The following is a 25,005-nucleotide window of genomic DNA, read 5'->3' as shown; positions in this document are numbered from 1 at the left end:
TCGACACGGGTAGCGTATGTACACGAACGCGGGGACTTTGTCGTTCGACCTCGCCGAAGGGCTCGTGCGGCTCGGCGGAGAGGCGCGCCTCGTCGTGCCTGCCTCGGCGCTCATGGCGCTCTGGGGCGGCGCGAGCCCGGCCGCGCGTCGCGTGTTCGGTCGCGCCCTCGGCGAGTCGATCGGGCGCGCCGCCGCCAAACGCCTCGCCTCCGAAGGCGCAGACCTCTCACGCGTGATGCTCGACGCGAGCCCCGAAGCCGCGCTCTCCGAGCTCGCCGCCGCGTGGGCGCTCGCCGGCCTCGGCGCGCTCGACCTCGAGCGGTGGGGACGCGCGCTCGTGTTCGTCATCGCAGGTTCGCCGCTCGGCGCGGACGGCGACGAGCTCTGCGAGATCGCGCTCGAAGGCGCGCTGTCCGTGGCGAGCGGCAAGAGCGCGCGGGTCGTGCGGCTCGAACGCATCGAGGGGCGCGCGCGGTTTTTCGTGAGCAACGCCGGCGCGACGGCCAGGATGCGCGCGGAGCTCGCGCGAGGCACGGTATGGGCCGAGGTGCTCGCCGAGCTCGACGAGCCCGCCTCTCGAGGTGACGCTTGAGCGACGACGACGACCAGGACTGGCCGGGCTCGCCGGAGACGAAGGTTTCGAAGTCCACGCCGGACCTCGTGCCGCCCGCTTCGTCGCGACAACCCCGATCGCTCAAGGACGAGCTGCCGCTCGACGACGCCTTGCCAGGCATCCTCGATCCCGAGGCCGAGCCGCTCCCCGAGTCCGAGGAGCGACCTCCTGCCTCGCGCAAGGTCGCGAGCGTGCGCGCGCCCCAGGCCCGCGGCGACGAGCGCGTCGACGACTACTCGACCTGGGAGATCGACGGCCTCACGGCCGAGCCGCCGCCCACGCGCAAGGCGGGATGGCTCGGTGTGGAGCGAAAGACGCCCGTCGACGACGCGCGCGTGCTCATCGAGCCGACCGCCGCCGCAGGGCCTGCGATCGTGCGGCGCGTGCTGCCGGAGGACGAGCTCGTCGCGCTCGCATCCCCTGCACGCGCCCACCGCCCCGCGACGTTCGGCGAGCTGCTCGACGCGACACTCTCGTTGGGTGAGGACGAAGGAGCCTGAAGGAGAGCATCGACCGGTTCGATGCTCGGAAGATCGCGCAGCGATCTTCGCTCCTCGGGACTACGCGCCTTTCTTCGGAGGCTGCTGCGGCGACATCGTGCGCGCCATGAACGAGTAGACGTCCATCTTGTCGCGCGGCGCCTGCCCCTTCTCCGTGAGCTTCTGCGTGATGTCGTCGACGAGCGCGCGCATGCGCTCGTACGCGGCGGCGCTCGGCGCGCGCTCGTACTTCAGCGGGAAGCTCATCATCGCCGCCTGCTTCTCGTAGAACGACGGCTTCACGAAGACGTGCTCCTCCGGCGTCAGGAGCGCGGAGAGCACCGTCGCGAGCGGCCACGTCGCGAGCTTCGCCTTGCCGAGGACCGCGACGAGCCGATCGAAGCGCGCGTCGTACGCGTCGGATCCATGGAGCAGATCACGCACCGCCTCGGCGACGGCACGGTCGTGCTCGGCCGCCATCTTGCCGAACGGGATGATGTCGCCGAGCGGGTGGAGCAGGCCCGTCGCCGCCTTGTGAACCGCGCGCACGTTCGCCACGATCTCCGCGAACGCGCCGGCCTGGATCTGCTTGTCGAGCACGTCGCGCGCGAGGAGATCACGCGCCGTGGCCATCGCGATCGCACGCGTGGCCTTGGCCTTCTTGGCCGTCGGGTTCGGATCCTCGACCCCACGCTCCTCCTTGGCGAAACGCGCGCTCGTGAAGCCGCCCGGGAAGATCTCCAGGAACAACGCGAACTGCGCGTCGAAGTTCGGCAGGACGGGCGCCACCGCCTTCTGCTTGGGCTTGCCCGACGGCGACCGCTGATCCTTGAGACCGCGAACCTTCTTCTCGAGGGCGCGCGCCTCCGCAGCGCCCAGCGTGACCGGCTCGAGCTTCGACCAGAAGGCCTTGGCGATCGAGTGGCTCATGCCGTCCTCGAAGTCGTAGAAGCGCTTGTCGTCGCGCTCTTCAGAGAGATAGCCGAGGCCCCACTCGGGGCAGCCCGGGTGCTTGACGATCATCGGCGCGTCGGCGGAGGCAGGGGGGACGTTCACGGTCATGGGCGGCCAGAGTAGCCCATGAGGAGCGCCGCGCACGCGCTGTCCGCGCTCAATTCAGGTCGCGCCCGCCCGGCCCGAGCGCGTGCCTCTGCATCGCGAGGACCTCTGCCACGCGGCGAACACGCGCACGTGGTGACAGGGTCTCGAGGATCGCTTGACGCTCGCGTGCGTCGAGCACGAGGTGGTGGGCGCAGAGGTCGGCGAGCAAAGCCGGTTTGGCGTCGCGCGGCAAACGAAACTCGAAGCCACGCTCCCGCTCCCGAACGAACTGCGCGAACGCCGTCGCGGTCGATACCAGCGCCGAGAGCTCGCTCTGCGTGACGTCCTCGTCCGGCGGCACGAGCACCTCCGCCGCGGCACGCCGGTACGGCGGCTCGAACGGGAGCTCCGACAGACGAACCCGCACGCGGCCCCGCAGGAGGATGTTGTACCGACCGCCCGGGAGCTCCGTGTGGTCGAGGATCGTCCCGAGCCCGGCGACCTCCGCGATCTCGGGATGTCCATGCGCGTCGACGGCTCGCTCGTTCGTGATCATCACGATGGCCATCGAGCGGTGCGTCTTCAGCACATCGGCCACCATCGCGCGGTAGCGGGGCTCGAAGATGTGCAGGGGCAAGAGCGCGCCTGGAAAGAGCACCGCGTTCGGCAGCGGGAAGAGGGGCAACGCCGGGAGCGCCTCCAGCAGATCCGAAAGGGTGTTCATCGACCGAACGTAGCACGCACCACAGGTGGGGCGTACGCCGACACCCCTGAACGGACGAGCCTCAGCGGCCGAGCGCGGCGAGCGCGAGCGCGCGGCCCTCGCTCGTGGTGAACAATCCGCCGAACGCGAGGGTCTCCACGATCGCCCCGGTTTTCCGCTCGCCCCGCGACACGAGGCAGGTGTGCGTGAGCGAGAGCTTGCAGAGCGCGCCCTTCGCTTCGAGCTCGCGGCCGATGAGGTCGACCACCGTCGCGCCGATCTGCTCCTGCAGCGTCAATCTGCGCGCGACGACGTCGACGACGCGGGCGAGCGTGCCGATCCCCGCGACGCGCGCGCCCGGCTGATACGCGACGATCGCCGAGCCAAACGCGGGCAAGAGGTGATGCGGGCAGATCGTGGTGACCGCGAGGTCGCGCACGACGACGATGCCCGTGCCCGTATCGGTCACGCCAAGCGAGCCTTCGCGCAGCACCGCGGCGGCGTCGATCGACTCGCCTTCGAGCAGGTCGTCCGCCCACGCGTCGGCCACGCGCTCGCCGGTGCCCTCGAGCTCGCCCACGGGCTCGTGCCCGAGGGCGCGCAGAAAATCCTCCACGGCGCGCGCGGCTGCTCTGCGATCGATCATGATGGTCAGTTATACAGCGGCTTCGAGGGGATCCCGATGGGCTTGCGCCCGGAAAAACCCTGATCGAGCTCGTGCCAGTGCTCGACGGCGCGCTCGCCGTACCGCCAGCAGAGCCACACGTCGCGGCCCTCGATCTGCCCGAGGAAATCGCAGAGGCCGATGCGCGGATCCTTCACGGCCACGCCGAGCTCCTCGATGGCGCGCCAGCCTTCTTCGTAGACCAGAAGCTCGGCGCGGAGCGCGCGCTCCTCGGGGTCGAGCGCCTCCTCGCCCTCGATCATCACGAGCAGGCGCCCGCCCTGGCCGCGCGCTCGCATCGCGCGCAGGCGCTGGTCGATGTCGAACGCGCGACGCATCTGCTCACCGACGAGGAGCGACAGGCGCGGCACGAGCGCGTTCGCCTCGTTCACCGTCCAGATCCGCCGGACGCTCAAGGCGATTCTTTCTCGCCCTCGGCCCCGCCCGGCTGCGCCATGACCTTGCGCGCCTGCTCGTGGCTGCACGGGTTGATCGACCACAGCACGCGCACGCTGCGCGGCAAGACCGGATGCGACGTCATCACGGTGCACGTCTCGCAAGCCGTCGGGAACGCCCGCTCGTCCTCGCAGCGCATGCACGGCTCGACGATCTTCGTGGTCTCCTCGAGGTCGTCACGCAGGCGGTTCAGGACCGCGAGTTTTTCCTTCAGCTCGTCGATCCGCGCGGCGAGGACGCGCGTAGCCTGCTGCGCGGCCGCGGACCCCGACGACGCCGTCTTCTTCACGTCGAGGATGGCCTTGATGTCGTCGAGCGACAGCCCTGCCATGCGCATGTCCGTCACGAGCATCAGCCGATCGAGCTCGGTGCGCTCGAACAGCCGATGCCCGCCGTCGGTGCGCCGGGCGGGCCGCAAGATCCCTTCTTCCTCGTAGAAACGCACCGTGCGGAGCGTGCTGTTCGACAGCCGCGCCATTTCACCGGTGGTCAGGAGCTGCGTCTCGCGAGGGCGGTCCGCCTCCGCATGCGCATCCGCCACGGCGGGCGAATCGGTGCGCGGAGCAGGTGCATGAGGATCCACGGGGTTCGAGGGTACATGAGGTTACGTAACCGGCAAGGGGGCTTCCCGGCCGTGCTCGTGTGTTTACGTCCTCACATGCGACTTTTTCATTGCCCTCCCAGCTTTGCGCAGCCCGCTATGAACGACAGTTCTCATCCTGAGCGGCGAAGCACAAATCTCCGCTTCGTCGGTTGAATTCGGTGGAGGCACGTCGCTTGCTGAAGGCCCTTGCATGCACTTGCGCTTGCTCCCTCTCACGGGCCTCGCCGCGATCACGACCCTCGCCATGACCCAGCACGCCGACGCCGCCGGCGCCTGGCTCCCGAGTGAACCGACCACGCCGATCGAGCAGCGCGTGGCCGTCGCCGTCGGCCCCGCGCGCTCCACGCTCTGGACCAGCCTTCGCGCCTCCGCCGACGCCGGCCCGTTCGCGATCATCGTCCCCGTCGCCCCCGGCGCCGCGCTCGATCACAGCTCCGACGCATGGCTCGAAGCCCTCAACGCGGCGACCGCGCCGCGCGTCTTCCCGCCGAACGGCGTGACCCCGACGTGCCCCGGACAGGAGCCCTCCGGCGAGACGGATCCGTTCCACGTGACCGACGACCTCGGCGCGATCGAGAGCCTCGCGCCCGTCCAATCCATCGTCCTGCCGGACATGGCCGCGGTCCTCGCGTGGGCGAACCAGCACGGCTTCAGCATCGCGCCCGACGTCTACGCCGCGCTCGACGGCATGGCGGGCAAGCGCTTCTTCGCCGAACGCTTCGACGCGCCGAACGCGCCGTTCGTCACCTCCACCCTGCGCGTCGTGTCCCCGACGCAGGAGCCCGTGCTCCCGCTCGCCCTGACGCGCGCGGGCGCGGCGGATCTGCGCGTCACGGCGTGGCTGCTCGGCAAGGGCAGGGCCGTGCTCGCGGGCAGCAAGCCGATCACGATCCCGACGAACGATCTGCACTGGAGCGCGGGCGACGACGAATCGAACTACGTCACGCTGCGCGCGGACGAGCTGCTCGCCGGCGGCTCGAATGCGGTGCTGATCGAGGCCGCGAGCCACGAGGCGCTCGTGAGCAACGTGCCGATCGCGAACGGCACGGGCTCGATCACGGGCGTGGTGACGAGCTTCTTCCAGCGCGCCGCGATCTACGGCGACGGCAGCCCCAGCGCATCGACCTGCATCGCGTCGGCCGCGGTCGCGCTCGACGAGCCTTATCCGGTGGCCGAGAGCTGTCCGCGCGCCGGTCTCGGCATCGTGGACGGCGGCGCCGCGTGCGTGGAGTCGCCCGCGGGCGCGGAGATCGATCCGGTGAAGCTGCGCTGCGGCGGCATCGCCGACGACCTCTCCGTCGCGCTCTCCGGCATGGTCCCGAAGGACGCGGTGCTCACGCGCGCGACGCTGTTCATCGCGAAAAACGCGGCCGGCAGCGCGTGGCCCGTGACGTTCGACCCCGCGGCTTCGGATGTTCTGCCCTTGCTCACGACGACGAGCCTCGACCTCGCCTCCTGCGACGGCAGCAGCAGCAGCAGCACGACGGGCAGCGGCAGCGCGAGCTCGGGCGGGAGCAGCAACACGGGCGGGCAAGGCGCATCGAACGGCGTCGGCGTCGGCGTCGGCGTCGGCGGATCGGGCGGTTCGTACGACGACTACGACAGCGACGTCGCCTGCACGTGCGTGGGCACCGCGGAGCCGGTGATCACCGACGACACGGGCAGCGGCGGCGACGACGGCTACTACGACGACTCGTCGAGCGAGGACTGTAGCGGCGACACCTCCGACGACGGCTCCTACGACGACTCGTCGAGCGAGGACTGCAGCGGCGACACCTCCGACACCGGCGACGACGGCTACTACGACGACTCGTCGAGTGACGACTGCAGCGGAGACACCTCCGACACCGGCGACGACGGCTACTACGACGACTCGTCGAGTGACGACTGCAGCGGCGACACCTCCGACACCGGCGACGACGGCTATTACGACGACTCGTCGAGCGACGGCTGCAGCGGCGACACGGACGACGACGGCGACGACAGCAGCGACTCGGACTGCAGCGGCGACACGGACGACGGCAGCGAGAGTGACGACTGGGGCGACTGGGAAGCGGCGCGCAAAGCAAGCAGCGCGGCTCGACGCGTCGCGACGATCGACGCGTCCCACCACGAGGACGTGTCGTCGGCCATGCACCGCGCTCCGGCGAAAAAATTGCGCAAGCGCGGGCCGAAGGCGTCCGTGATCACGCTCGGCCTGCTCGCGATCCTCGCGCCGCTGCGTCGCCTCGCGCGGCCGGACCGTTCGCGGCGTGTCTCCAAGGACAAACCCCGTCGCGAGCGCGCTTCGTCGTGAGGGCCCCGCATGCTCGCTCCACGGGCTGTCCGGGGCGAGCGAGCATGCGGCCCGATCTCATCGGCGCGGCAGGAAAACGTCGGAGGATCCCCTACCGGCCGTGTTGCCGTCCGAGCCGGCGTGATAGGATACCCGAACCATGAATCGCGCCGGGCGCCAGACTCGCGAGAGGGAACAGCGTCATCGCGGCCTAGGCAGCGATCGCCCAGGCGCCACACGAGCACCAGAATCCGTTAGGATCGGCTTGCTCGGGATGCATGAACCCGCTCAACGAAGGATGGCGCGCGCGTGGACTCCCTGTTCGATCAAGTAGTCCAGCGCAGCGGCCTTTCGCCGGTATTCGCGAAGGGCACGATCCAGCGAGCGTTCGCGCGGATCGGGGTCGATGCGGCGAAGATGAAGCGTGACGATCTCGAGCGCGCGCTCCCCACGCTTCAGGCCGCGCTGGGCGTGTTCCTGCCGCCGCAGGAGCTCAAGGAGCGCATCACGGACATTGGCAGGCTCTGCCGCTGATCGCGGAGCAGGGGGGCGCACGTGGGCGCCATCATCGACGCGCTGAACGACTTACAGCACGAGCACGGCTGGCTCGACGACGCGCGCCTCGCCGCGCTCGCGCAGAAGCTCGGCGTTCCGCTCTACCGGATCGAAGGGCTCGTCTCGTTTTACCCGCACTTCCGCAGAAAACCCCCGCCGCGCGTGGAGGTCGCGCTCTGCCGCGACGTGACGTGCAGGCTCGCCGGCGGACGCGATTTCCTGGCGCGGGCGCGGCAGGCGATCAGCGCCGACCCATCGGTGGAAGTGCGCGAGGTGAGCTGCCTCGGCCGATGTGATCGAGCGCCGGCCGCCGCGCTCAACGAGCGACCGGTGTACGCGGGAGACCTCGACGACCTCGCCCACGCCGTCCGCTGGGCCGACGAGCCGCGGCCTGAACGAGCGCCCTCCCCGCCTCGACGCTGGGCGAGTGATCCGTACGAGGATGAAGCATCTCGCTACGGCGTGCTCGCTTCGCTCCGCGGGGATGCGCTCGCGGGCGACCGCGTCCAGGCGACGCTCGAGACGAGCGGGCTGCGTGGCATGGGCGGCGCGGGGTTCCCCACGGGGCTCAAGTGGAAGCTCGTCCGCAAGGAGACGGCGCGCCCGAAGTACGTCGTGTGCAACGCGGACGAGAGCGAGCCGGGCACGTTCAAGGACCGCGTGATCCTCGACGAGCTGCCGCACCTCGTGATCGAGGGCATGGCCATCGCGGCGCTCGTCGTCGGGGCCTCCGAGGGCATCGTGTTCATCCGTCACGAGTACGGTCCCGAGCGGAAGAACCTCGCGCGTGCGATCGAAGATGCGCGGCAGTGCGGCGCGCTCGGCCCCGACGCCCTCGGCCCGGGGTTGCCCTTCGACGTGCGGATCGCCGTCTCGCCGGGCGGATACATCCTCGGCGAGGAGACGGCGCTGCTCGAGTGCCTCGAAGACAAGCGCGGCGAGCCGCGGAACAAGCCGCCGTTCCCCGGACAGAAGGGGCTCTTCGGTCAGCCCACGCTGATCAACAACGTCGAGACGCTCTCGTACGTGCCGCTCATCGTGAAGGAGGGCGCCGAGGCGTGGAAGGCGCGCGGCGTGCGTGGCTCGGGCGGGCTCAAGTTCATCGCGCTCTCGGGCGACGTCGAGCGGCCGGGCGTCTTTCAGGTGCCGATGGGCACGACGATCGGCGAGCTCATCGAGCAGGCCGGCGGCACGAAAGGCGGAAGGCCCATCCTCGCGATCGCGCCCGGCGGCGCCTCGTCGAACTTCCTGCGCGCCGACGCCGTGGACGCGCCGCTCGACTTCGACGCGCTCCAGAAGCGCGGCTCGATGCTCGGCTCGGGCGCGGTGCTCGTGGTGTGCGAAGGCGCGGACATCGTGGATCTCGTGACGAACGTCGTGACGTTCTTCCGCAACGAGTCGTGCGGCAAGTGCGTGCCGTGCCGCGTGGGCACGGAGAAGGCCGTGACGATCCTGGAAGAAGCCGTGCTCGGGCGCGGAAAGAAGCGCCACCTCGCGGTGCTGTCCGAGCTCGCCGAGACGCTCGCCGACACCTCGATCTGCGGCCTCGGCCAGGTCGCGATCGCGCCGTTCCTCTCCGTCGAGCGCGCCTTCGAGGACGACGTGCGCGCCCGCTTCCCGGAGGAATGATCGAGCCATGGCCGTGCGAGACGTACGCATGCGTGGCTTCCGCAAGCGCGCGAGTGTCGACGAGGCGCTGACGACGCTCGCGTCCCGCGCCGCCGAGCTCGAAGCCGAGCGCGTGCCGGTCACCGAGGCGAGCGGGCGCGTGCTCGCCGAAGACGTGGCCGCCGCCGCGAGCGTGCCGCACTTCCGCCGCGCCGCGATGGATGGATGGGCCGTCGTCGGGGAGTCGACCTTCGGCGCGAGCACGTATGCGCCCGCGTCGCTCGTGCTCATCGGCGAGGCGAGGCCGGGCCGACCGTTCGCGGGCGCGCTGCGTCGCGGCGAGGCCGTGCGCATCACGACGGGCGCGCCGGTGCCCGAGGGCGCGGACGCGGTCCTCATGGCCGAGCGCGCCGAGGAGATCACGCGCGGCGATCAGACGATCGTCTCCGTCGCGGAACCCGTGTCGCCCGGCAAGCACGTCGGCGCGATCGGCGAGGACGTCCCGGCGGGCACGATCGTGGCGAAACGCGGTCGCAAGCTCCGGCCGCAAGACGTGGGGCTCTTGGCGAGCGTCGGCGCGGGCCTCGTGCCCGTCGTGCGAAGGCCGCGCGTGCGGATCGTGATCACGGGGGACGAGCTGCTCGCGCCGGGCAGCATGCCCGAAGGATCGTGCATCGTGGACTCGAACAGCGTCGTACTCCGGGCGCTCGTCGCGCGGGACGGCGGCGCGCTCTCGCCCACGGTGCGCGCGGCCGATCGGTACGAGCTCGTGCGCGAGGCGATCGGGGACGGCGACGAGGACGTCGTGCTCGTCTCGGGCGGATCGTCCGTGGGCCCCGAGGATCACGCGCCGCTCGCGCTCGCCGAGATCGGCGAGGTCACGGTGCACGGCGTGGCGATGCGCCCGTCGAGCCCTGCCGGCTTTGGCTTCGTCCCCGGCAAGGATCGACCGCGCCCCGTCTTCCTCCTGCCGGGCAACCCGGTCTCCTGCTTGTGCGCGTACGAGTTCTTTGCAGGTCCAACGATCCGCGCGTTCGGCGGCCTCCCTCGCGCGTGGCCACACCCGCGCGGAAAGGGCCGGCTCGCCGCGAAGCTCGTCTCCGAGCTCGGCCGCGTGGATTACGTCCGCGTGAAGTACGACGGTGCGCGCGTCACGCCGATCATGACGAGCGGCGCGTCGATCCTCTCCTCGACGACCCGCGCGGACGGCGTCGTGCTCGTCCCTGCCGGCAGCGAGGGCCACGACGAGGGCGAGGAGGTCGAGGTCTTCCTGTACGATTGACCTCGGGGGGGCGTCGTGAAGCAAGCGCAGTTCCTCAACGTCGTGGACCGGGACGAGGCCGAGCGGCGCTTCCGCGCGGCGATCGGCGAGCTCGGCTCGATCGGCGTCGAGGTCGTCCCGCTCGACGCAGCGCTCGGGCGCTTGCTCGCCGAGGACGTCGCGAGCCCCGTCGACGTGCCCGGCTTCGATCGCTCGAACGTCGATGGATATGCGGTGCGCGCGGCCGACACGTTCGGCGCCACGGAGGCCGAGCCGCAGCGGCTCCGGCGCTTGCCGGGCAGCGTCGCGATGGGCCGCCTCCCCGACGTCACCGTCGAGCCGGGCACGGCCCTCGCGATCCCCACGGGCGGCGCCGTGCCGCGCGGCGCCGACGCGATCGTCATGGTCGAGCACACGGCCCTCGACGGCGACGACGTGCTCATCACGAAGGCCTCGATCCCCGGCCGATCGATCACCTACGCCGGCACCGACGTCGCGCAGGGCGAGGTCGTGCTCCGCGCGAAGGAGCGCCTCACCTCGCGGGAGACGGGCGTGCTCGCGGCGATCGGCAAAGACACGGTCGCCGTGCTCGCGCGGCCGCGCGTGGCCATCCTCTCGACCGGCGACGAGATCGTCCCGCCTGGTCACCCGCTGCCGTCCGGCGCGGTCTACGACTCGAACGCGCGCATCCTCGCCGACGCCGTCCGCGAGGCCGGCGGCGAGCCGATCCTCGCCGGCATCGTGCCCGACGACGAGACCTCCGTCCGCGACGCGCTCCACCGCTGCCTCGCCGCGGCGCACGTCGTGCTCCTCTCGGGCGGCACCTCGAAGGGCCCCGGCGACCTCAACGCCCGTGTCCTCGCCGAGACCCTCGCTCCGCCTGGCATCGTCGTGCACGGCGTCGCGCTCAAGCCCGGCAAACCCCTCTGCCTCGCCGTCTCCCGCGGCAAACCCGTCGTCGTCCTGCCGGGCTTCCCGACCTCGGCGATCTTCACGTTCCACGAGTTCGTCGCGCCCGTCATCCGCGCGCTCGCGGGCCTCTCCGAGCGCGCGGACGACACGGTCACGGCGCGCCTCCCGTTCCGCGTCACGAGCGAACACGGCCGCACGGAGTACGTGCTCGTGCGCCTCGTCGACGACGAGCACGGCGCGCGCGTCGCGTATCCGATCGGCAAGGGCTCGGGCTCCGTCACCACCTTCTCGCAAGCCGACGGCTTCTTCATCGTGGACGAGCGCGTCGAGATGCTCGACGCCGGCGACACCGTCGTGATCCACCCCATCGCCGGATCACGCCCGCGCCAGGTCGATCTCGTCGTCATCGGCAGCCATTGCGTCGGCCTCGACGTCCTGCTCGGCCGCCTCGCCGCGCGCGGCACGACGAGCAAGCTCATCGCCGTCGGCAGCGAGGCCGGCCTTTCGGCCGTGCGCCGCGGCGAATGCGACGTCGCCGGCGTCCACCTCTACGACCCGAACACGGGCATTTACAACGAGCCCTTCCTCGCCCCCGGGCTCGAGCTCGTCCGCGGCTACGGCCGCATGCAAGGCGTCGTCTTCCGCCCCGGCGATCCGCGCTTCGAGGGCAAGCGCGCCGAAAACGCCGTCCGCGAGGCCGCCCGCGCCGAGGGCATCGTGATGATCAACCGAAACCGCGGCAGCGGCACCCGCGCGCTCTACGATCGCCTCCTCGGCGACGCGCGCCCTGCCGGCCACTCCGTCGAGGCCTCGTCCCACCGCGCCGTCGCCGCGGCCGTTGCGCAAGGCCGCGCCGATTTCGGCATCGCGATCGACATCGTGGCGCGGGATCGGGGCCTCGGCTTCCTCCCGCTCGGCGAGGAGCGCTTCGACTTCGTCGTCCCCTCGAACCGCATGGGCCGGCCTGCCGTGCGCGCCTTCCTCGCCGAGCTCGCGTCCGCACCGGCGCGCGAAGCTCTCCGCGACCGAGGGCTCCGCGCGTGAGCGCCGACCGAGTCCTCGGCCTCGGCGCCGTCGTCCTCGCGGGCGGCCGTAGCCGCCGCATGGGCCGCCCCAAGGCCTGGCTCCCCTTCGGCGACGACGTCCTCCTCCAGCGCGTCGTGCGTCGCCTCGCCGCGGTCGCCGCGCCCCTCGTCGTCGTCCGCGCTCCCGGGCAAGACCTCCCGCCCCTGCCGCCCGACGTCACCCTCGTCGAAGACCCCGTCGAAGGCCGCGGGCCTCTGCAAGGCATCGCCGTCGGCCTCGCGGCGCTCTCCGGCAAGGCCGACGCCGCATTCGTCTCCTCCACCGACGCGCCTTTCGTGGATCCCGCGCTCGTGCGTTTTCTCTGGGATCTCCGCGGCTCCGCGCATGACGTCGTCGTCCCTCGCGGCGGCGGGCATTACCACCCGCTCGCGGCGGTGTATGGCGTCTCGGTCGTGTCCGAGATCGACGCGCTCCTCGCCGAGGACCGCCTCCGCCCGTTTTTCCTGTTCGAGCGCGTGCGCACCCTCGTCGTCCCCGAAGATCGCCTCCGCGAAGCGCCTGGCCTTTCTCTCTCCGGCGACGAAATCCTCGCTTTGCGAAACCTCAACACGCCCGAAGACTGGCTCGCGGCGCTCGACGTCGCGGGCCTCCCGCGGCCGCGCGATCCGGCTTGAGCCAAGGCCGAAGGCCGGCCACGCTAGGCCCGATGCAACGGGACGAAGCCGAGACGACCGACCTTTCCCCCGCGGCCGACGCAAAGGCCGACGAGGCGCCTCCGCCCGATCCCCACGTCGAAGGCGCAGAGGCCGACGAGGGCCCGCTCCGGTGGCAGAAAAACCTGGCTCTGCTCGTCCTCACCATCGTCTCGACGCTCGTCACCTTCGCCCTCTCGAACGGCCTCGTCCCCGAGGGCGCGCCGTTCGCCGCGCAGGTCCGCGCCGTGCTCGGCGCGTGGACCTACACCGTCCCGCTCATGGCCATCCTCCTGACGCACGAGCTCGGCCATTACTTCGCGGCGCGCCTCCACAAGGTCCCGGCCTCCCTCCCCTTTTTCATTCCCCTGCCGCTCTTGAGCCCGTTCGGCACCATGGGCGCGGTCATCGGCATGCGCGGCCGCATCAAGAGCCGCAATGCCTTGCTCGACATCGGCGCGGCCGGCCCGCTCGCCGGGCTCCTCGTCGCCATTCCGGTGATCTTCTACGGCCTGCGCACCTCGCCCGTCCTGCCCATCCCCGAGGACGGCATCCAGGAGGGGCAATGCCTGCTCTATTTCGCGCTGAAGCGCCTCGCCATCGGCACGATCCCCCCGGGGCACGACGTCTTCCTCAATGGCCCCGCGTTCGCCGGCTGGGTCGGGCTCTTCGTCACGATGCTGAACCTCGTCCCCGTCGGCCAGCTCGACGGCGGCCACATCGCGTACGCCCTCTTCGGCGAGAAGCAGAATCGGTATGCCCGGATCGTCCACGTCACGATGCTCGGCATGTTCCTCCTGAACCTCGCCCGCTTCCTGCCTCCGGCGCTCCGGGCCGGCGCGGGGATCGGCGACGCCGTCGGCAATTCGATCTCGTGGCTCGTGTGGTTCGTCCTGGTCCATTTTCTCGGCCGGCTCGGCGGCAAGGACCATCCCCCGACCGAGCCCGGTGAGCTCTCGCCCATGCGCCGCGGCGTCGCGGTCCTCTCCCTCGTCGTCTTCGTCCTTCTCTTCATGCCCACGCCCTGGGCGAAATATTGAAATGAAATGACCTCCGCCTCCCCTGCCCTGCTCTTTGCGCCCGCGCTCCTCGCCACCGGTTGCAATGCCCTCGGGCACACGCAGATCGGGCCGACGGTGTCCTTCGCCAACGGCGCGCCGAACGGAGGGGTCGAGGCGAACACGAACATTTACGTGGACATGCAGCCCGCGGAGGACTTCCTCGACCGCAAGCCGCCCTCCGAGGTCGCGCGCCGCTGGGGCATCGCATCGGGGGCGTACCTGCGCGGATCGACGCTGGGGTTCGGCCTCGGATTACGGCCGGGGCTCTTCGTCGGCTCGACGAGCGCGAAAGTGGCGGTCGTCGGGACCGCCGGTGGCTCGTTCGGACTCCAGAAATTCGAAGGAACCTCGTACGGAAACGTCGGCCTGTACGGAATGCTCGCGGTCGGGATTCCCGTGCGAAAGACCTACGATCCGAACGCCCGCATTCTGTGCCGCTCGCTCACCTACGTCTCCATCGGCCTCCAGGGGAACCTCGATGCTTTGCCGGCGCGGGACACGTCCATCGGGACCCTCGGCCTCCACGTCGGCATCCTCGGGCTCGACGACGCCGGCGCGCCCTCGGACGCCCAAAATCCCGACGTCGACTGCCCGCGCTGAGCCTCACCCCACGGCGCGCCGCCGCAGCCCCGCGCGCGGTCGCCCGATGCGCCGCGCCCGGGCCACCCGCGCCCCCGTCGCCTGCGCGTCCGCGGCGGGATCGAGGCCCGAGCCCTCCTCCTCGTCCTCGAATTCGGCCAGGACAAACTCGACGAAGGTCACGCGCTCCACGTATTCGGTTGTCGTGAAAGACCAGGGATCGACCGGGACGGGCCTCCGATCATGGCGTGCAATGGATGGACGGCGGCGAATGCGAGGCGAAAGAAAGCGCATGTCGTTCTCTCGAAGGTAAGAAGTCGACGGATCTAAGTACGTAAGAAGAGATGCTGCTCGCGCCCTTTTCGCTCGCGGCTGCGACGCGAAAAGGGCGCGCGAAATTCAAGGCTTCGCTTTGACGGCCGCCGCCATCGCCTCGACGAGCGACATCGTCGGCGGGGGCACCGAAGGCGTCGGCTCCTCTTCGGCCTCCGCCGCGACCGCCGCCGGCTCCGGCGCGGGCGCAGCCTCGGGCGCGGCCTCGGGCGCGGGCGCAGCCTCGGGCGCCTTCGCGACGGCCGCCGCGCTCCGGTTCGCCCGGGGCACGTGGCTCTGCCAGCTCGGCGCGGGCATGGCCGTTTGCGCGGGCTTCGCCTCGGGGAGCGCCTTCACCGGCTCCTCCGCGCGCGGCGGCGGCGTCGTCTCCAGCCGGAACGACGTGGCGATGCGATGCGCCCGCTCCGTCGCGCCCGGCATCACCCGGCCTGCGAGCTCCGGGTTTTCCGACAGGAGCGAACGCCCGGCACGCGCGGCCCGCTCCTCGCCGACCTTGTACCCCATCACGAGCGAGCCGCCCACGGCCACGGCCAGGAGCACCCGGTCGAGCGTGATCGGTCGTGGACGGGACGACGCCGGCTCGCGCTCGCGCGCGGCGTCGCTCTTCGGCGGCGGCGGCGGTGGCGGCGTCGACTTCACGGCCCTCGGGAAGAGGTCGACGCCACGGATCGCCGCGCGAATGCTCATCGACACCTCGCCGGGGAACACGTCGGACGGAACCGGCGGGAGCATCGACGAACGCGAGCGGTCCCCGAGCTCGTGCAGATCCTCCAGCCGATCCAGCTTGCTGTGCGGCCCCTCGCGCCTGCTTCCGGGCGCCCAGATGCACGTTGGATCGTCGTCCACGATGGTCGTTTGTCCCCGAAAACGCGCGGCGAACTCCTTCGACACGCACCGAGGACAGACCGTCGCCTCCGTCCCCGGGCGCTCTCCCTCCCGGGTCCCCCCACAGACGCCGCAACTCGATCTCATTGGATCCCCCCGAATCCAAGCGGTATGCTCAGCTAGTGCCTCATATTACCAACTTGAAGCGAGCGTGCATGTCCATTCGACGTCGATCGCTTCGCGCGGGCCGCCTCGAAAGGCGCTTGCTCGGGGCGGACGAGGCGTTTCGAGCAAGGGCGTGAAACTCGCGCGTGACGCGGCGCGTGTGCTAGGAAGGCCGCGCTTGGAGGAAAAAGAATGGGACTTTCGGATGCGCTCGCGGACAAGGACAAGAAGGGCCGGATCATCAGCGACTGCGCCACGCTGATCGACGAAGAGGTCGCGTCGAAGGGGCTCGCCGCGCTCCCGCTCAAGGCGGGTTACAAGGCGATCAAGGGCATCAAGCCCGGCTTCATTCCGCACGTCATCGAGTCGCTCTTGCCTGAAATGGCCACGAAGGTCGACCCGATCTGGGCCGAGGGCGTGTCCGCGGGCAATCCCGTCAAATTCTTCCAGGACAACCGCGGGCGCGTCGCGGACGCCCTGCTCTCCGTGACCGACGCGAAATCGAAAAACGCGAAAAACGCGCTCGTCCGTTCGACCTACGAATCGCTGCGCGGCACGGCCAAGAAGCACGTCGAGGAGGCCGTCCCGCGCCTCTCGAAGGTCATCGAAAAGTACGCCTGAGCCTCAGGCGACCTGCGCCGACCGGGGGATGTCCGGCTCGACGAAGCACCACCGCACGTCGGACCTCCGGTGGCGCAGCGACGCCTCGAACTCGTTGATCGCGGTGCAGACCTCGTTCGTGGTCACGCCGTCGTAGAAGCTCACCTTCACGCAGACGAGCACCTCGCCGGGCCCTTGCTGCACCGTGATCACGTGCAGCACCCGATCGATCTTCGGGTGCGCCGCGACGACCTGGCGCACCGCCACCTCGACCTCCGGATCGGCCGACTCGCCGATCAGGAGCGACATGATCTCCACCGCGAGGAAGACCGCCACGGCCACGAGGACGACCCCGATCCCGATGCTGCCGATCGCGTCCCACTTCGGATCCCCGGTCAGGTACGCCGCCGCGAGCGCGATCGACGCGAGGATGAGGCCGAGTGAGGCCGCCGCGTTCTCGCCGAAGACGACGACGAGGTCCGAGTCCTTCGTGTCCTTGAGGTACTGGAAGAACGGCTTCTGCCCGCGGCGCTTGTTCATCTCGCGGATGTTCGAGATCGTCGCGTTGCCCTCGAGCAACAGCGAAAACCCGAGGATCCCGAGGCCGAGGTGCACCTTCTCCACGGGCTCGGGGTGGCCGAGCTTGTGGATGCCCTCGTAGATCGAGAACACGCCGCCGCCCGAGAACAGGAGCAGCGCGACGAGGAACGACCAGAAGTAGAGCGAGCGCCCGTAGCCGAGCGGATGCGACGCGTCCGGCTTCTTCCGCGCCCGGTTCACGCCGAGCAGCAAGAGGAGCTGGTTGCCGCAATCCGCCGTCGAGTGCAGCGTCTCGGCGAGCAAGGCGCCCGAGCCCGTCAGGAACGCGACCACGCCTTTGCCCGCCGCGATGGCGAGGTTGGTGATCAGCGACTGGACGATATGGGAGGTCGAATGGTCTTCCGACGACGACACGGCAGCCCTTGTATCACGAGCGGCCCTGAAAAGACGAAACCCCCAGCATGGTCACGCCATGCCGGGGGTCTCCTCTCATCACGCGGGGCTCGTCAGCTGCGCGCCGAGATCGGGTCGCCGAACGATCGCTGGAAGAGCTCCTCGATCGCCTGCTTGCCGTCGTCGGTCAGGTTCTGCGTGCCGATGCCGGCGAAGGCCTCGCTCTTGATCATCGGCAGCGTCGCCATCTCCCACGCCGTCCCGCTCCAGCGGAACCACGTCCGCTTCTGCTGATCGAAGACGTAGAGCGGCTTCTTCCAGAGACGCGCGAGCTCCGCGCCCCAGCCCGTGCCGCCGCGCACGGTGCCGTCGTCCTGGATCTGGCCGACGACGAAGACCTCGCGCGCCGCGTTGATCTGGTACCAGATCGTCTGCAGCACGTTGCGCACCAGCGGGATCTCGCTGAGCACGCGGCCGAGGCGCTTCGACACGTAGACCAGGCTGAAGTCGCCGCGGCGCAGGTCCGCCTCGCTCAGCACGTGCACCCCGCGCGTACGCTCGCGCAGCGTGTGGCCCTCGAAGCTGAAGTTCGTCTCCGTGAGGCCCCAGCGCTCCGCACACGCGCCGAACGCCGCCTCCGCGCCCTTCGCGCCGCCCGAGTAGAGGCGGAAGCGCTTCGGGTCACGCTGGCGCTCGGAGGCCGGCGGGATGTCCGCGTCGATGATCCGCATCGTGTGCGGCTCGAGGCGGAGCGAGAGATCGGCGATCTCCTTGCTGTCGTGGTCCTTGAGCAGGCGCAGGCGCACGACGTCCTTCTCGGGGTCGAGGAAGACCACGACGCCGAGTTTGTCGAAGAACCGATCGACCGGCGCGGGCGCCGAGCCCGCCGTGGCCTCGCCGGCCTTCGTCGTCGTCGAGAGCCAGAGCTCGGCCGAGTGATCACGCGCGAGGGCGATCAGCGTGTCGATCATGGCCTCGGTCGCGTGCGCGCAGTCGAAGCCGTCGACGATGATCACGTCCGGCGAGAAGTGCGCGATCTCGCGCGCGAACGCCACGGTGTCGACGAGCTTCTTCATCGACGACGACGCGCCCTCGGTCGTGTTCGCATGACCGAGGAGCGAGAAGATCAGCCGGTGACGCTCCAGGTCGAGGCGCACGGACTCGGGCTCGGCGAGCTTCGTGTACGTCGCGATGTCGTGGAAGAGCTCGTCGTAGTAGGCGCGCACGTGATCGACGGCGTGCTCCGTCGAGATGTGCAGCACGCGCCTGTCACGCAGCAGATCGTCCAGCGCGATCTGCACGAGCAGCGCCGTCTTGCCGACGCCCGCGCGCGACAGCACGACGCCCACGTTGCCGCGGCCCAGGCCGCCGCGCATCGACTTCTCGAAGACCCGCATGGGGCTCCGCTCGTTGACCTCTTTGCGGTACATCGGTGCCCTCACTTCCCCTTCTTCGCCAGCTCTTCTTTGTGCTTCTTGATGAGCTCCTCGGCGATCGCACCGGGGACCGGAGCGTACCGGGAGAACTCCATGGTAAACTCTGCCTTGCCCTGCGTCGCGGAGCGAAGAACGGTCGAGAATCCGAACATCTCGGCGAGGGGGACCTCTGCCTCGACGCGGCAGAAGCCGTCCGACTCCGTCGTACCGATGATGATGCCGCGGCGCTGCATCAGGATGCCGACGACGCCGCCCTGGAACTCGCTCGGGCTCTCGGCGGCCACCTTCATCAGCGGCTCGAGAATCTGCGGACCCGCCTTCGGATAGGCCTCACGCCACGCGCCACGCGCGGCCTCCTGGAACGCGATGTCCGAGGAGTCGACCGCGTGCGCCGCACCGTCGTTGATCGTCACGCGCACGCCCGTCACGGGCGCCTGCATGACGAGGCCCTTCGCGAGCATCGAACGGAAGCCCTTGTCGCAGGAGGGGATGAACTCCTTCGGGATCGAGCCGCCCGTGATGTCGTCGACGAACTCGTACGCCTGGTCGCTGGGCTCGATGATGCCCGCGACCTTGCCGTACTGACCCGAGCCGCCGGTCTGCTTCTTGTGCGTGTAGTTGAACTCGGTCCTGCGCGTGACCGTCTCGCGGTACGCGACGCGCGGCGGGCTCGTCACGACCTCGGCGCCGTACTCGCGCTTCATGCGCTCGATGTACACGTCGAGATGCAGCTCGCCCATGCCGTGGATGACCGTCTCGTTCGTCTCGGGATCGCTGCCCACGCGGAAGGTCGGGTCCTCCTTCGTGAAGCGCTTCAGCGCCTTCGACATGTTGACCTGCGCCTTGTTGTCCTTCGGCGTCACGGTCAACGAGATGACCGAGTCGGGCACGTGCATGCTCGTCATGGCCACGCTGAGCGTGCCGTCGGTGAACGTGTCACCCGAGTTGCAGTCGACGCCGAACATCGCGACGATGTCGCCGGCGCCCGCGCTCTCGATGTCCTCCATCTCGTCGGAGTGCATGCGGACGAGGCGGCCGACCTTGTGGCGCTTGCCCGTGCGCGTGTTCGTGATCTCCTTGCCCTTCGAGATCGTGCCCTGGTAGACGCGCAGGTACGAGAGCTGGCCGAAGCGGCCGTCCTCGAGCTTGAACGCGAGCATGACGAGCGGTTTGTCCGAGTCGCTGTCGAGCTCGATCTTCGCCTCGTCCTTCTCCAGGTCGACGGCGTGGTTCGTCACGTCCGTCGGGCAGGGCAGGAACGTCGTCACGCCGTTGAGCAGGAGCTGCACGGCCTTGTTCTTGTAGGCCGAGCCCATCATCACGGGCACGATCTGGAGTTTGATCGTGGCCGAGCGGACCGCCTTGTTGATGAGGTCCTCGGTGACCTTCTCCTCGAGCATCGCCTCGGTGAGCTCGTCGGAGAACATGCTCAGCGCGTCGAGCATCTCGTCGCGGCACTTCTGCGCCTCGGCCTGCATGCCGGCCGGGATGTCCGACTCGATGATCTTCTCGCCGTTCGGCCCCTCGAACCGGAACGCCTTCATCTTGATCAGGTCGACGACGCCCTCGAACTTGTCTTCGAGGCCGATCGGGAGCTGCAAGAGCACCGGGTTCAGGTTGAGCTTCTCGCGGAGCTGGTCGCGCGCGCGGAGCGGGTTCGCGCCCGCGCGGTCACACTTGTTGACGAACGCGATGCGCGGAACGCCGTAGCGGCGCATCTGGCGATCGACCGTGAGCGACTGCGACTGCACGCCCGCGACCGAGCAGAGCACGAGGATCGCACCGTCGAGCACGCGCAAGCTGCGCTCGACCTCGATCGTGAAGTCGACGTGGCCGGGGGTGTCGATGATGTTGATCTGGGTGTTGCCCCAGGTGCAGAACGTCGCTGCAGACTGGATGGTGATCCCGCGCTCGCGCTCGAGATCCATCGAGTCCATCTTCGCGCCGACGCCGTCCTTGCCCTTCACGTCGTGAATGGCGTGGATCCTCTTCGTGTAGAAGAGGATGCGCTCGGTCAGCGTGGTCTTCCCCGAGTCGATGTGGGCGCTGATTCCTATGTTCCTGAGCCTGGACAGATCGCTGATCACGAAGAGGACTCCTGCCGCCCCCTGGGGGAGGGCGGCTCTCGGCAAAAAACGCGGCGCGCTATAATCGTTAGCCGGCCGTCACGCCAGGGGAAAGTGGACTGGCGTGCCGGCTGACACCGTCTCGTCACGCCGGTGAGGGACGTGATTCCCTTCTTTTCTGGCTCGCCCACCGCATCGCAGGGCGCTCGACGAGCACCCACGAGGCGTAGCCCACGATGACGGAGGCGACCAGCGCGAACGACGCGGTCCGCGCGAGGTTCTTCCAGGTTGGCGGTGACGAGGCTTCGAGGTCGGAGACCCCGAGCGCGAGCTGGTGATAGAGAAACACGCCGTAGCTCACGATTCCGACGAAGGCGAGCGGGCGCGGCGCCACGATCGCGAGCGCGCGGCCGCGGCAGAGGGCGGCCGAGAGGACGAGCGCCGTCGTGACCAGCGAGAGCCACGCATACGGCGCGCCGCCGCCGGGCTCGAGGTAATGGAGCCCCTCCAGCCGGAACGCGATCACGAGCGCGGGCACGCACGCGGCGAGCGCCCAGGGCGCGAGCGAGGCCGCGCGCTCGGATCGTGCGAGGGCGACGAACGCCCGCGCCGCGAGCGCGCCGAGCACGAACTGATCGAGCCGGCTCGGGATCCACCGCCGCTGCGTCGCTTCGAGCAGGCCCGTGTGGATCCCGGGCTCGAGCACGACCGCGTGGAGCCCCATGCGCACGAGCCAGCTCGCGATCACGACGCCCGCGCCGATCCAGATCGATCGTCGGCCCTCCTTCAGGACGAGCGGCGCGAGCCACGGAAAGACCAGATAGAAGCAGGCCTCCGTGGTGAGCGACCACGAAGCGCCGATGATCACGATCCCGCCCGGCGAGACGTATCCTTGGAGCACCAACAGATGCGCGGCGAGCGACGCGGCGAACGAGGGCGCGCCGAGGACGCCGCGATGGAACACGAGCGTCACGACGAGCGCGACCCAGTACGCGGGCAGGATGCGCGCGGCGCGCCGGAGCAAGAAGTCGCGCGGGGGTTGTCCCCTGGAACGGATCCACGAGAGCCCGAGCGAGAAGCCCGAGAGCACGAAGAAGAGATCGACGCCCCACCACGCGTGATGCAGCACCGTCAGGATCCACGGCACGAGCGGCGCCGGCGCGTTCGCCTCGACCGACGCGCGCACGAGCGGCAGGAAGCGATCGCCGAGGTGCTGGACGAAGACCGCGAGGATCGCCACGCCGCGCAGCGCGTCGAGCTGCGGCAAGGACGGGCCCGCGCTCGGCGCCGGCCTATCGAGGGCGAGGGGCATGCGGAGCGGCGCGCGCGTCAGCGCGGCTGGATGCGGGTGAGGCCCACGGTGTCGTCCCACTCGTCGCCGTATCCCTCGAAGTGGATGCGGTACCGCTCCTGCCCCACGATGCCGACGATCACGGCCGGGTACATCGTGCCGTGCCACTCGACGCGCACGCGGTCGCCGATCTTGTAGATGTTCGTCTGCGCCGCCGCGAGCGCCTTCGCGCGCACCTTCTGCGGCGGCTCGGGGTGCACGACCGTCCCCTCGACGAGCTCCTTCACGCGCTCACGCGGCACGACCTCGTCCCAGATCGCGTCGTAGCCCTGGTAGTGGACCTTGAACTTCGTCGGCCCCTGGGTCTCGAGGATGACCGCCGGGTAGTTGTTGTTCTCCCACTCGACGAGGACCTGGTCCCCCACGTCGTAACGCTTCTTGCAGCCCGACGAGAGGGCGGCGACGAGCACGAGGGAGAGCACCGAGGACCGAACGAAGGCCATGACGCGGAGTTCGAGCGTCGGAGAGACGTCTCCGGCGGAGGGAGATACCCCCGAGGGCCAGGGCTTGCAAGCGCGTGGCGCGGCTAACTTCCGAGCGGACCTGGCGTATACCAACCCTCGATTGCGACAACTCCGTCCTCCGAGGGGGGGCGCATCACAGGCAGGAGGTCGCCGATGGCACGCTTGAACCTTCTCGATCCACTCGTCCGCAAGAACCCCTACCCCTACTACGCCGAGCTGCGTCGCGCGGCCCCGGTCTCGGTCGTCGACCCGGGCGGCGTGTGGGCCGTGAGCCGCTACGACGACGTCGTGTCTGTCCTGAAGAACCCTTCCGTCTTCTCGTCGCAGGGCCTCCGGGCGGCGACCGAGCATCCATGGCTCGGGTACAACCCGATCACCGAGTCGCTGGTCCTGCTCGACCCGCCGCGCCACACCGCCATCCGATCGGTCATCAGCCACGCGTTCAGCGCGCGCGTGCTCCCTCGGGTCGAGCCGCTCGCGCGCGCGGCCGCCGCAGCGTTCGCCGAGCGCGCCGCCCAAGGCCTCGAGGTCGACATCTGCGACGAGCTCGCCACGACCCTGCCCGCGAAGGTCATCGCCAACCTGCTCGGCATGGACGGCACGCTCGTCGACAAGTTTCGCACCTGGACCGAGGACCTCGTGGGCGTCCACCCCGGGACGCCCGAGGAGGCGCGCCCGCGCATCGTCGCTTCCATCGTGGAGCTCACGCGCTACGTCGAGGAGGTCTTCGAGGACCGCAAGCGCGCGCGGCGTGACGATCTCGCGAGTGATCTGCTCGACGCCCAGGTGGACGGGCGCCGCCTCGACGACGCGGAGCTCACGAGCTTCATGTTCCTCCTGCTCGTCGCCGGCTTCGAGACGACGACGCACCTGCTCACGAATTCGCTGCGGCTCCTCGCCGCGCGCCCCGATCTGCTCGACCGACTGCGCCGCGACCCCGCAGCGATCGGCCCCTTCGTGGAGGAGACGCTCCGCGTGGAGCCGTCCGCGCACGGGACGTTGCGCCTCGTGATGGAAGACGTCGAGCTCGGGGGCGTGCGATTGCCCGCGGGCTCCGTGGTATGCGCCCTGCTCGGCTCGGCGAACCGCGACGAGACCCGATTCGAGAACGCCGAGCGATTCGACATCGACCGGGAGCGGCGGCCGAACGTGGCGTTCGGGCACGGCGCCCATTTCTGCCTCGGCGCGCCGCTCGCCCGCGCCGAGGCCCGGATCGCGCTCGAGGAGCTCCTGCCTCGCGTGGGGGCGATCCATGTGACCCAGGAGCCGACGTGGAATTGCTCGCTCACGGTCCGGGGCGCCACGAGCTGCCGCATCCGGTTCGATCCGCTCTGACCGAGACGCGCGCTCGGGCAAGGTCGGGTGGGATCGGGCTTCGTTCTGCGCTACCCTCGGCCGCGTCGTGAGGTCCGCCGGACGTTTTTTCGAAACAGCGAGGGCGTGGGGCGCGGGGACCCTCGGGTTCTGCCTTTACGCCCTCGTCGTGGCGTGCGCGCCGAACCTCACGACGACCGGCGGCGCGGGCGGCGAGGGCGGCGACGCTGTGGGCGGCGCGGGTGCGAGCGCGAGCAGCGGCGCGGCCGGGTTCGGCGGCGGCGGGAGCGGGGGCGGCGGCGAGATCGTCTGCCCCGAGGTGCCGAACACGCCCGGGATGGTGGCCATGCCGGCCGCATTCGGGAAGTATTGCATCGACAGCACCGAGGTCACGAACGCCCAGTATGCGACCTGGCTCCCGCTGGTCGACCTGTCTCCCGTGAAGCAGGCACCCGAATGCGAATTCAACACGACGTTCGTGCCTGCGGATGGCGTCACTCCACCCGCGGACGATCGCCCCGTCGCGCTCATCGACTGGTGTGACGCGGCCGCCTTCTGCAAATGGCACGGAAAGCGGCTCTGCGGGAAAATCGGCGGGGGGCCGGTCCCGTACGGCGACATCAACAATGCTGCCGTGAGCCAGTGGTATGCCGCGTGCAGCAAAGGCGACAATTTCGCCTATCCTTACGGGATCGCGTACGCCGCGGATCATTGCAATGGCCAGGACAGGATGCTCGGCGCCTCGGTGCCCGTCGGCAGCCTGGCCGGCTGCGTGGGCGGCCTTCCCGGACTCCTCGACATGAGCGGCAACCTCTGGGAGTGGGAGGACGCCTGCGACGGGGCGACGGGGGAAAACGACACGTGTCGCCGGCGCGGCGGCGGATATGCGAGCCTCGCGACGGATCTCGATTGCCCGACGGCCGGAGGCGAGGCGCGCGGCGTCGCGAATGCGACCACGGGATTCCGCTGCTGCGCGGATGTGCCATGAG

The 25,005-nt window shown here is 69.9% G+C and carries 25 protein-coding genes; 13 read left to right on the top strand and 12 right to left on the bottom strand.

Annotation, left to right across the window (positions count from 1 at the left end; genetic code table 11):
- Positions 1 to 16 precede the first annotated feature (16 nt).
- Positions 17 to 592 carry a hypothetical protein gene (locus tag QHF85_RS06665; protein WP_281326221.1) on the top strand — a complete coding sequence of 192 codons (576 nt, stop codon included), beginning with the start codon at positions 17 to 19 and terminating at the stop codon, positions 590 to 592.
- Positions 589 to 1,113, top strand: a complete 525-nt coding sequence (locus QHF85_RS06660) for a hypothetical protein (RefSeq protein WP_281326220.1) — start codon at positions 589 to 591, stop codon at positions 1,111 to 1,113. Before QHF85_RS06665 ends, QHF85_RS06660 begins: the two co-directional genes overlap by 4 nt.
- A 60-nt stretch (positions 1,114 to 1,173) precedes the next feature.
- Here the strand turns inward: QHF85_RS06660 and QHF85_RS06655 are convergent, their stop codons facing one another.
- The 5 genes from QHF85_RS06655 to QHF85_RS06635 all read right to left on the bottom strand — a co-directional run bounded on the left by QHF85_RS06655 (position 1,174) and on the right by QHF85_RS06635 (position 4,539).
- On the bottom strand, positions 1,174 to 2,154 hold the full coding sequence (locus QHF85_RS06655) for a hypothetical protein (RefSeq protein ID WP_281326219.1): 981 nt from the start codon (positions 2,152 to 2,154) through the stop codon (positions 1,174 to 1,176).
- A 49-nt stretch (positions 2,155 to 2,203) separates the two neighbouring features.
- Positions 2,204 to 2,857, bottom strand: a complete 654-nt coding sequence (locus QHF85_RS06650; RefSeq protein ID WP_281326218.1) for an LON peptidase substrate-binding domain-containing protein — start codon at positions 2,855 to 2,857, stop codon at positions 2,204 to 2,206.
- A 61-nt stretch (positions 2,858 to 2,918) separates the two neighbouring features.
- Positions 2,919 to 3,482, bottom strand: a complete 564-nt coding sequence (locus QHF85_RS06645) for a GTP cyclohydrolase I (protein WP_281326217.1) — start codon at positions 3,480 to 3,482, stop codon at positions 2,919 to 2,921.
- 5 nt (positions 3,483 to 3,487) lie between these two features.
- Complete coding sequence (locus tag QHF85_RS06640; RefSeq protein WP_281326216.1) at positions 3,488 to 3,916, bottom strand: DUF2203 domain-containing protein; 429 nt, start codon at positions 3,914 to 3,916, stop codon at positions 3,488 to 3,490.
- The gene (locus tag QHF85_RS06635; protein WP_281326215.1) at positions 3,913 to 4,539 is read right to left on the bottom strand and encodes a MerR family transcriptional regulator; all 627 of its coding nucleotides are present in this window, start codon (positions 4,537 to 4,539) and stop codon (positions 3,913 to 3,915) included. The genes QHF85_RS06640 and QHF85_RS06635 overlap by 4 nt, the downstream gene beginning before the upstream one ends.
- Before the next feature lie 211 nt (positions 4,540 to 4,750).
- Here QHF85_RS06635 and QHF85_RS06630 point away from each other — a divergent pair, with 211 nt between their 5' ends.
- The 8 genes from QHF85_RS06630 to QHF85_RS06595 all read left to right on the top strand — a co-directional run bounded on the left by QHF85_RS06630 (position 4,751) and on the right by QHF85_RS06595 (position 14,550).
- Complete coding sequence (locus QHF85_RS06630; RefSeq protein ID WP_281326214.1) at positions 4,751 to 6,856, top strand: DUF2330 domain-containing protein; 2,106 nt, start codon at positions 4,751 to 4,753, stop codon at positions 6,854 to 6,856.
- A gap of 288 nt (positions 6,857 to 7,144) precedes the next feature.
- A complete protein-coding gene (locus tag QHF85_RS06625) occupies positions 7,145 to 7,369 on the top strand; it encodes a hypothetical protein (RefSeq protein ID WP_136928993.1) in 225 nt (74 codons plus the stop codon).
- Positions 7,370 to 7,390: 21 nt separating this feature from the next.
- Complete coding sequence (locus tag QHF85_RS06620) at positions 7,391 to 9,019, top strand: NAD(P)H-dependent oxidoreductase subunit E (protein WP_281326213.1); 1,629 nt, start codon at positions 7,391 to 7,393, stop codon at positions 9,017 to 9,019.
- Between the two features lie 7 nt (positions 9,020 to 9,026).
- Positions 9,027 to 10,280, top strand: a complete 1,254-nt coding sequence (gene glp / locus QHF85_RS06615; RefSeq protein WP_281326212.1) for a gephyrin-like molybdotransferase Glp — start codon at positions 9,027 to 9,029, stop codon at positions 10,278 to 10,280.
- A 15-nt stretch (positions 10,281 to 10,295) separates the two neighbouring features.
- On the top strand, positions 10,296 to 12,215 hold the full coding sequence (locus tag QHF85_RS06610) for a molybdopterin biosynthesis protein (RefSeq protein WP_281326211.1): 1,920 nt from the start codon (positions 10,296 to 10,298) through the stop codon (positions 12,213 to 12,215).
- The gene (locus QHF85_RS06605) at positions 12,212 to 12,871 is read left to right on the top strand and encodes a molybdenum cofactor guanylyltransferase (RefSeq protein ID WP_281326210.1); all 660 of its coding nucleotides are present in this window, start codon (positions 12,212 to 12,214) and stop codon (positions 12,869 to 12,871) included. Before QHF85_RS06610 ends, QHF85_RS06605 begins: the two co-directional genes overlap by 4 nt.
- A gap of 32 nt (positions 12,872 to 12,903) precedes the next feature.
- Positions 12,904 to 13,929: a site-2 protease family protein gene (locus QHF85_RS06600; RefSeq protein ID WP_281326209.1), complete on the top strand. Its 1,026-nt coding sequence runs from the start codon at positions 12,904 to 12,906 to the stop codon at positions 13,927 to 13,929.
- A 6-nt stretch (positions 13,930 to 13,935) separates the two neighbouring features.
- Entirely contained in the window at positions 13,936 to 14,550 is a 615-nt protein-coding gene (locus QHF85_RS06595) for a hypothetical protein (protein WP_281326208.1), read from the top strand.
- Positions 14,551 to 14,553: 3 nt separating this feature from the next.
- On the opposite strand, the gene QHF85_RS06590 is transcribed toward QHF85_RS06595, so the two are convergent.
- Both QHF85_RS06590 and QHF85_RS06585 read right to left on the bottom strand, forming a co-directional pair.
- The gene (locus QHF85_RS06590; protein ID WP_281326207.1) at positions 14,554 to 14,823 is read right to left on the bottom strand and encodes a hypothetical protein; all 270 of its coding nucleotides are present in this window, start codon (positions 14,821 to 14,823) and stop codon (positions 14,554 to 14,556) included.
- Between the two features lie 105 nt (positions 14,824 to 14,928).
- Entirely contained in the window at positions 14,929 to 15,753 is an 825-nt protein-coding gene (locus QHF85_RS06585; RefSeq protein WP_281326206.1) for a hypothetical protein, read from the bottom strand.
- Positions 15,754 to 16,044: 291 nt separating this feature from the next.
- Here QHF85_RS06585 and QHF85_RS06580 point away from each other — a divergent pair, with 291 nt between their 5' ends.
- Positions 16,045 to 16,473, top strand: coding sequence for a hypothetical protein (locus QHF85_RS06580; protein ID WP_281326205.1), 429 nt, complete (start codon positions 16,045 to 16,047; stop codon positions 16,471 to 16,473).
- Positions 16,474 to 16,476: 3 nt separating this feature from the next.
- Here QHF85_RS06580 and QHF85_RS06575 read toward each other — a convergent pair whose 3' ends face one another.
- The 5 genes from QHF85_RS06575 to QHF85_RS06555 all read right to left on the bottom strand — a co-directional run bounded on the left by QHF85_RS06575 (position 16,477) and on the right by QHF85_RS06555 (position 22,681).
- A complete protein-coding gene (locus tag QHF85_RS06575; protein WP_281326204.1) occupies positions 16,477 to 17,406 on the bottom strand; it encodes a cation diffusion facilitator family transporter in 930 nt (309 codons plus the stop codon).
- Between the two features lie 92 nt (positions 17,407 to 17,498).
- On the bottom strand, positions 17,499 to 18,815 hold the full coding sequence (locus QHF85_RS06570) for a hypothetical protein (protein ID WP_281326203.1): 1,317 nt from the start codon (positions 18,813 to 18,815) through the stop codon (positions 17,499 to 17,501).
- 8 nt (positions 18,816 to 18,823) lie between these two features.
- Positions 18,824 to 20,908, bottom strand: coding sequence for an elongation factor G (gene fusA, locus QHF85_RS06565; protein ID WP_281326202.1), 2,085 nt, complete (start codon positions 20,906 to 20,908; stop codon positions 18,824 to 18,826).
- Positions 20,909 to 21,032: 124 nt separating this feature from the next.
- Positions 21,033 to 22,199 carry an acyltransferase gene (locus tag QHF85_RS06560; protein ID WP_281326201.1) on the bottom strand — a complete coding sequence of 389 codons (1,167 nt, stop codon included), beginning with the start codon at positions 22,197 to 22,199 and terminating at the stop codon, positions 21,033 to 21,035.
- 17 nt (positions 22,200 to 22,216) lie between these two features.
- Positions 22,217 to 22,681, bottom strand: coding sequence for a Tudor-knot domain-containing protein (locus tag QHF85_RS06555; protein ID WP_281326200.1), 465 nt, complete (start codon positions 22,679 to 22,681; stop codon positions 22,217 to 22,219).
- A gap of 174 nt (positions 22,682 to 22,855) precedes the next feature.
- On the opposite strand from QHF85_RS06555, the gene QHF85_RS06550 reads away from it, so the two are divergent.
- Together QHF85_RS06550 and QHF85_RS06545 are read left to right on the top strand one after the other, a co-directional pair.
- Complete coding sequence (locus QHF85_RS06550) at positions 22,856 to 24,037, top strand: cytochrome P450 (protein WP_281326199.1); 1,182 nt, start codon at positions 22,856 to 22,858, stop codon at positions 24,035 to 24,037.
- 148 nt (positions 24,038 to 24,185) lie between these two features.
- The gene (locus tag QHF85_RS06545) at positions 24,186 to 25,004 is read left to right on the top strand and encodes an SUMF1/EgtB/PvdO family nonheme iron enzyme (RefSeq protein WP_281326198.1); all 819 of its coding nucleotides are present in this window, start codon (positions 24,186 to 24,188) and stop codon (positions 25,002 to 25,004) included.
- The last annotated feature ends 1 nt before the right edge of the window (position 25,005 follow it).

Origin of the sequence: Polyangium sp. 6x1, assembly GCF_029946515.1 — a bacterium.
Taxonomy (GTDB): domain Bacteria; phylum Myxococcota_A; class Polyangia; order Polyangiales; family Polyangiaceae; genus Polyangium.
This window is presented reverse-complemented; position numbering and strand designations above follow the sequence as displayed.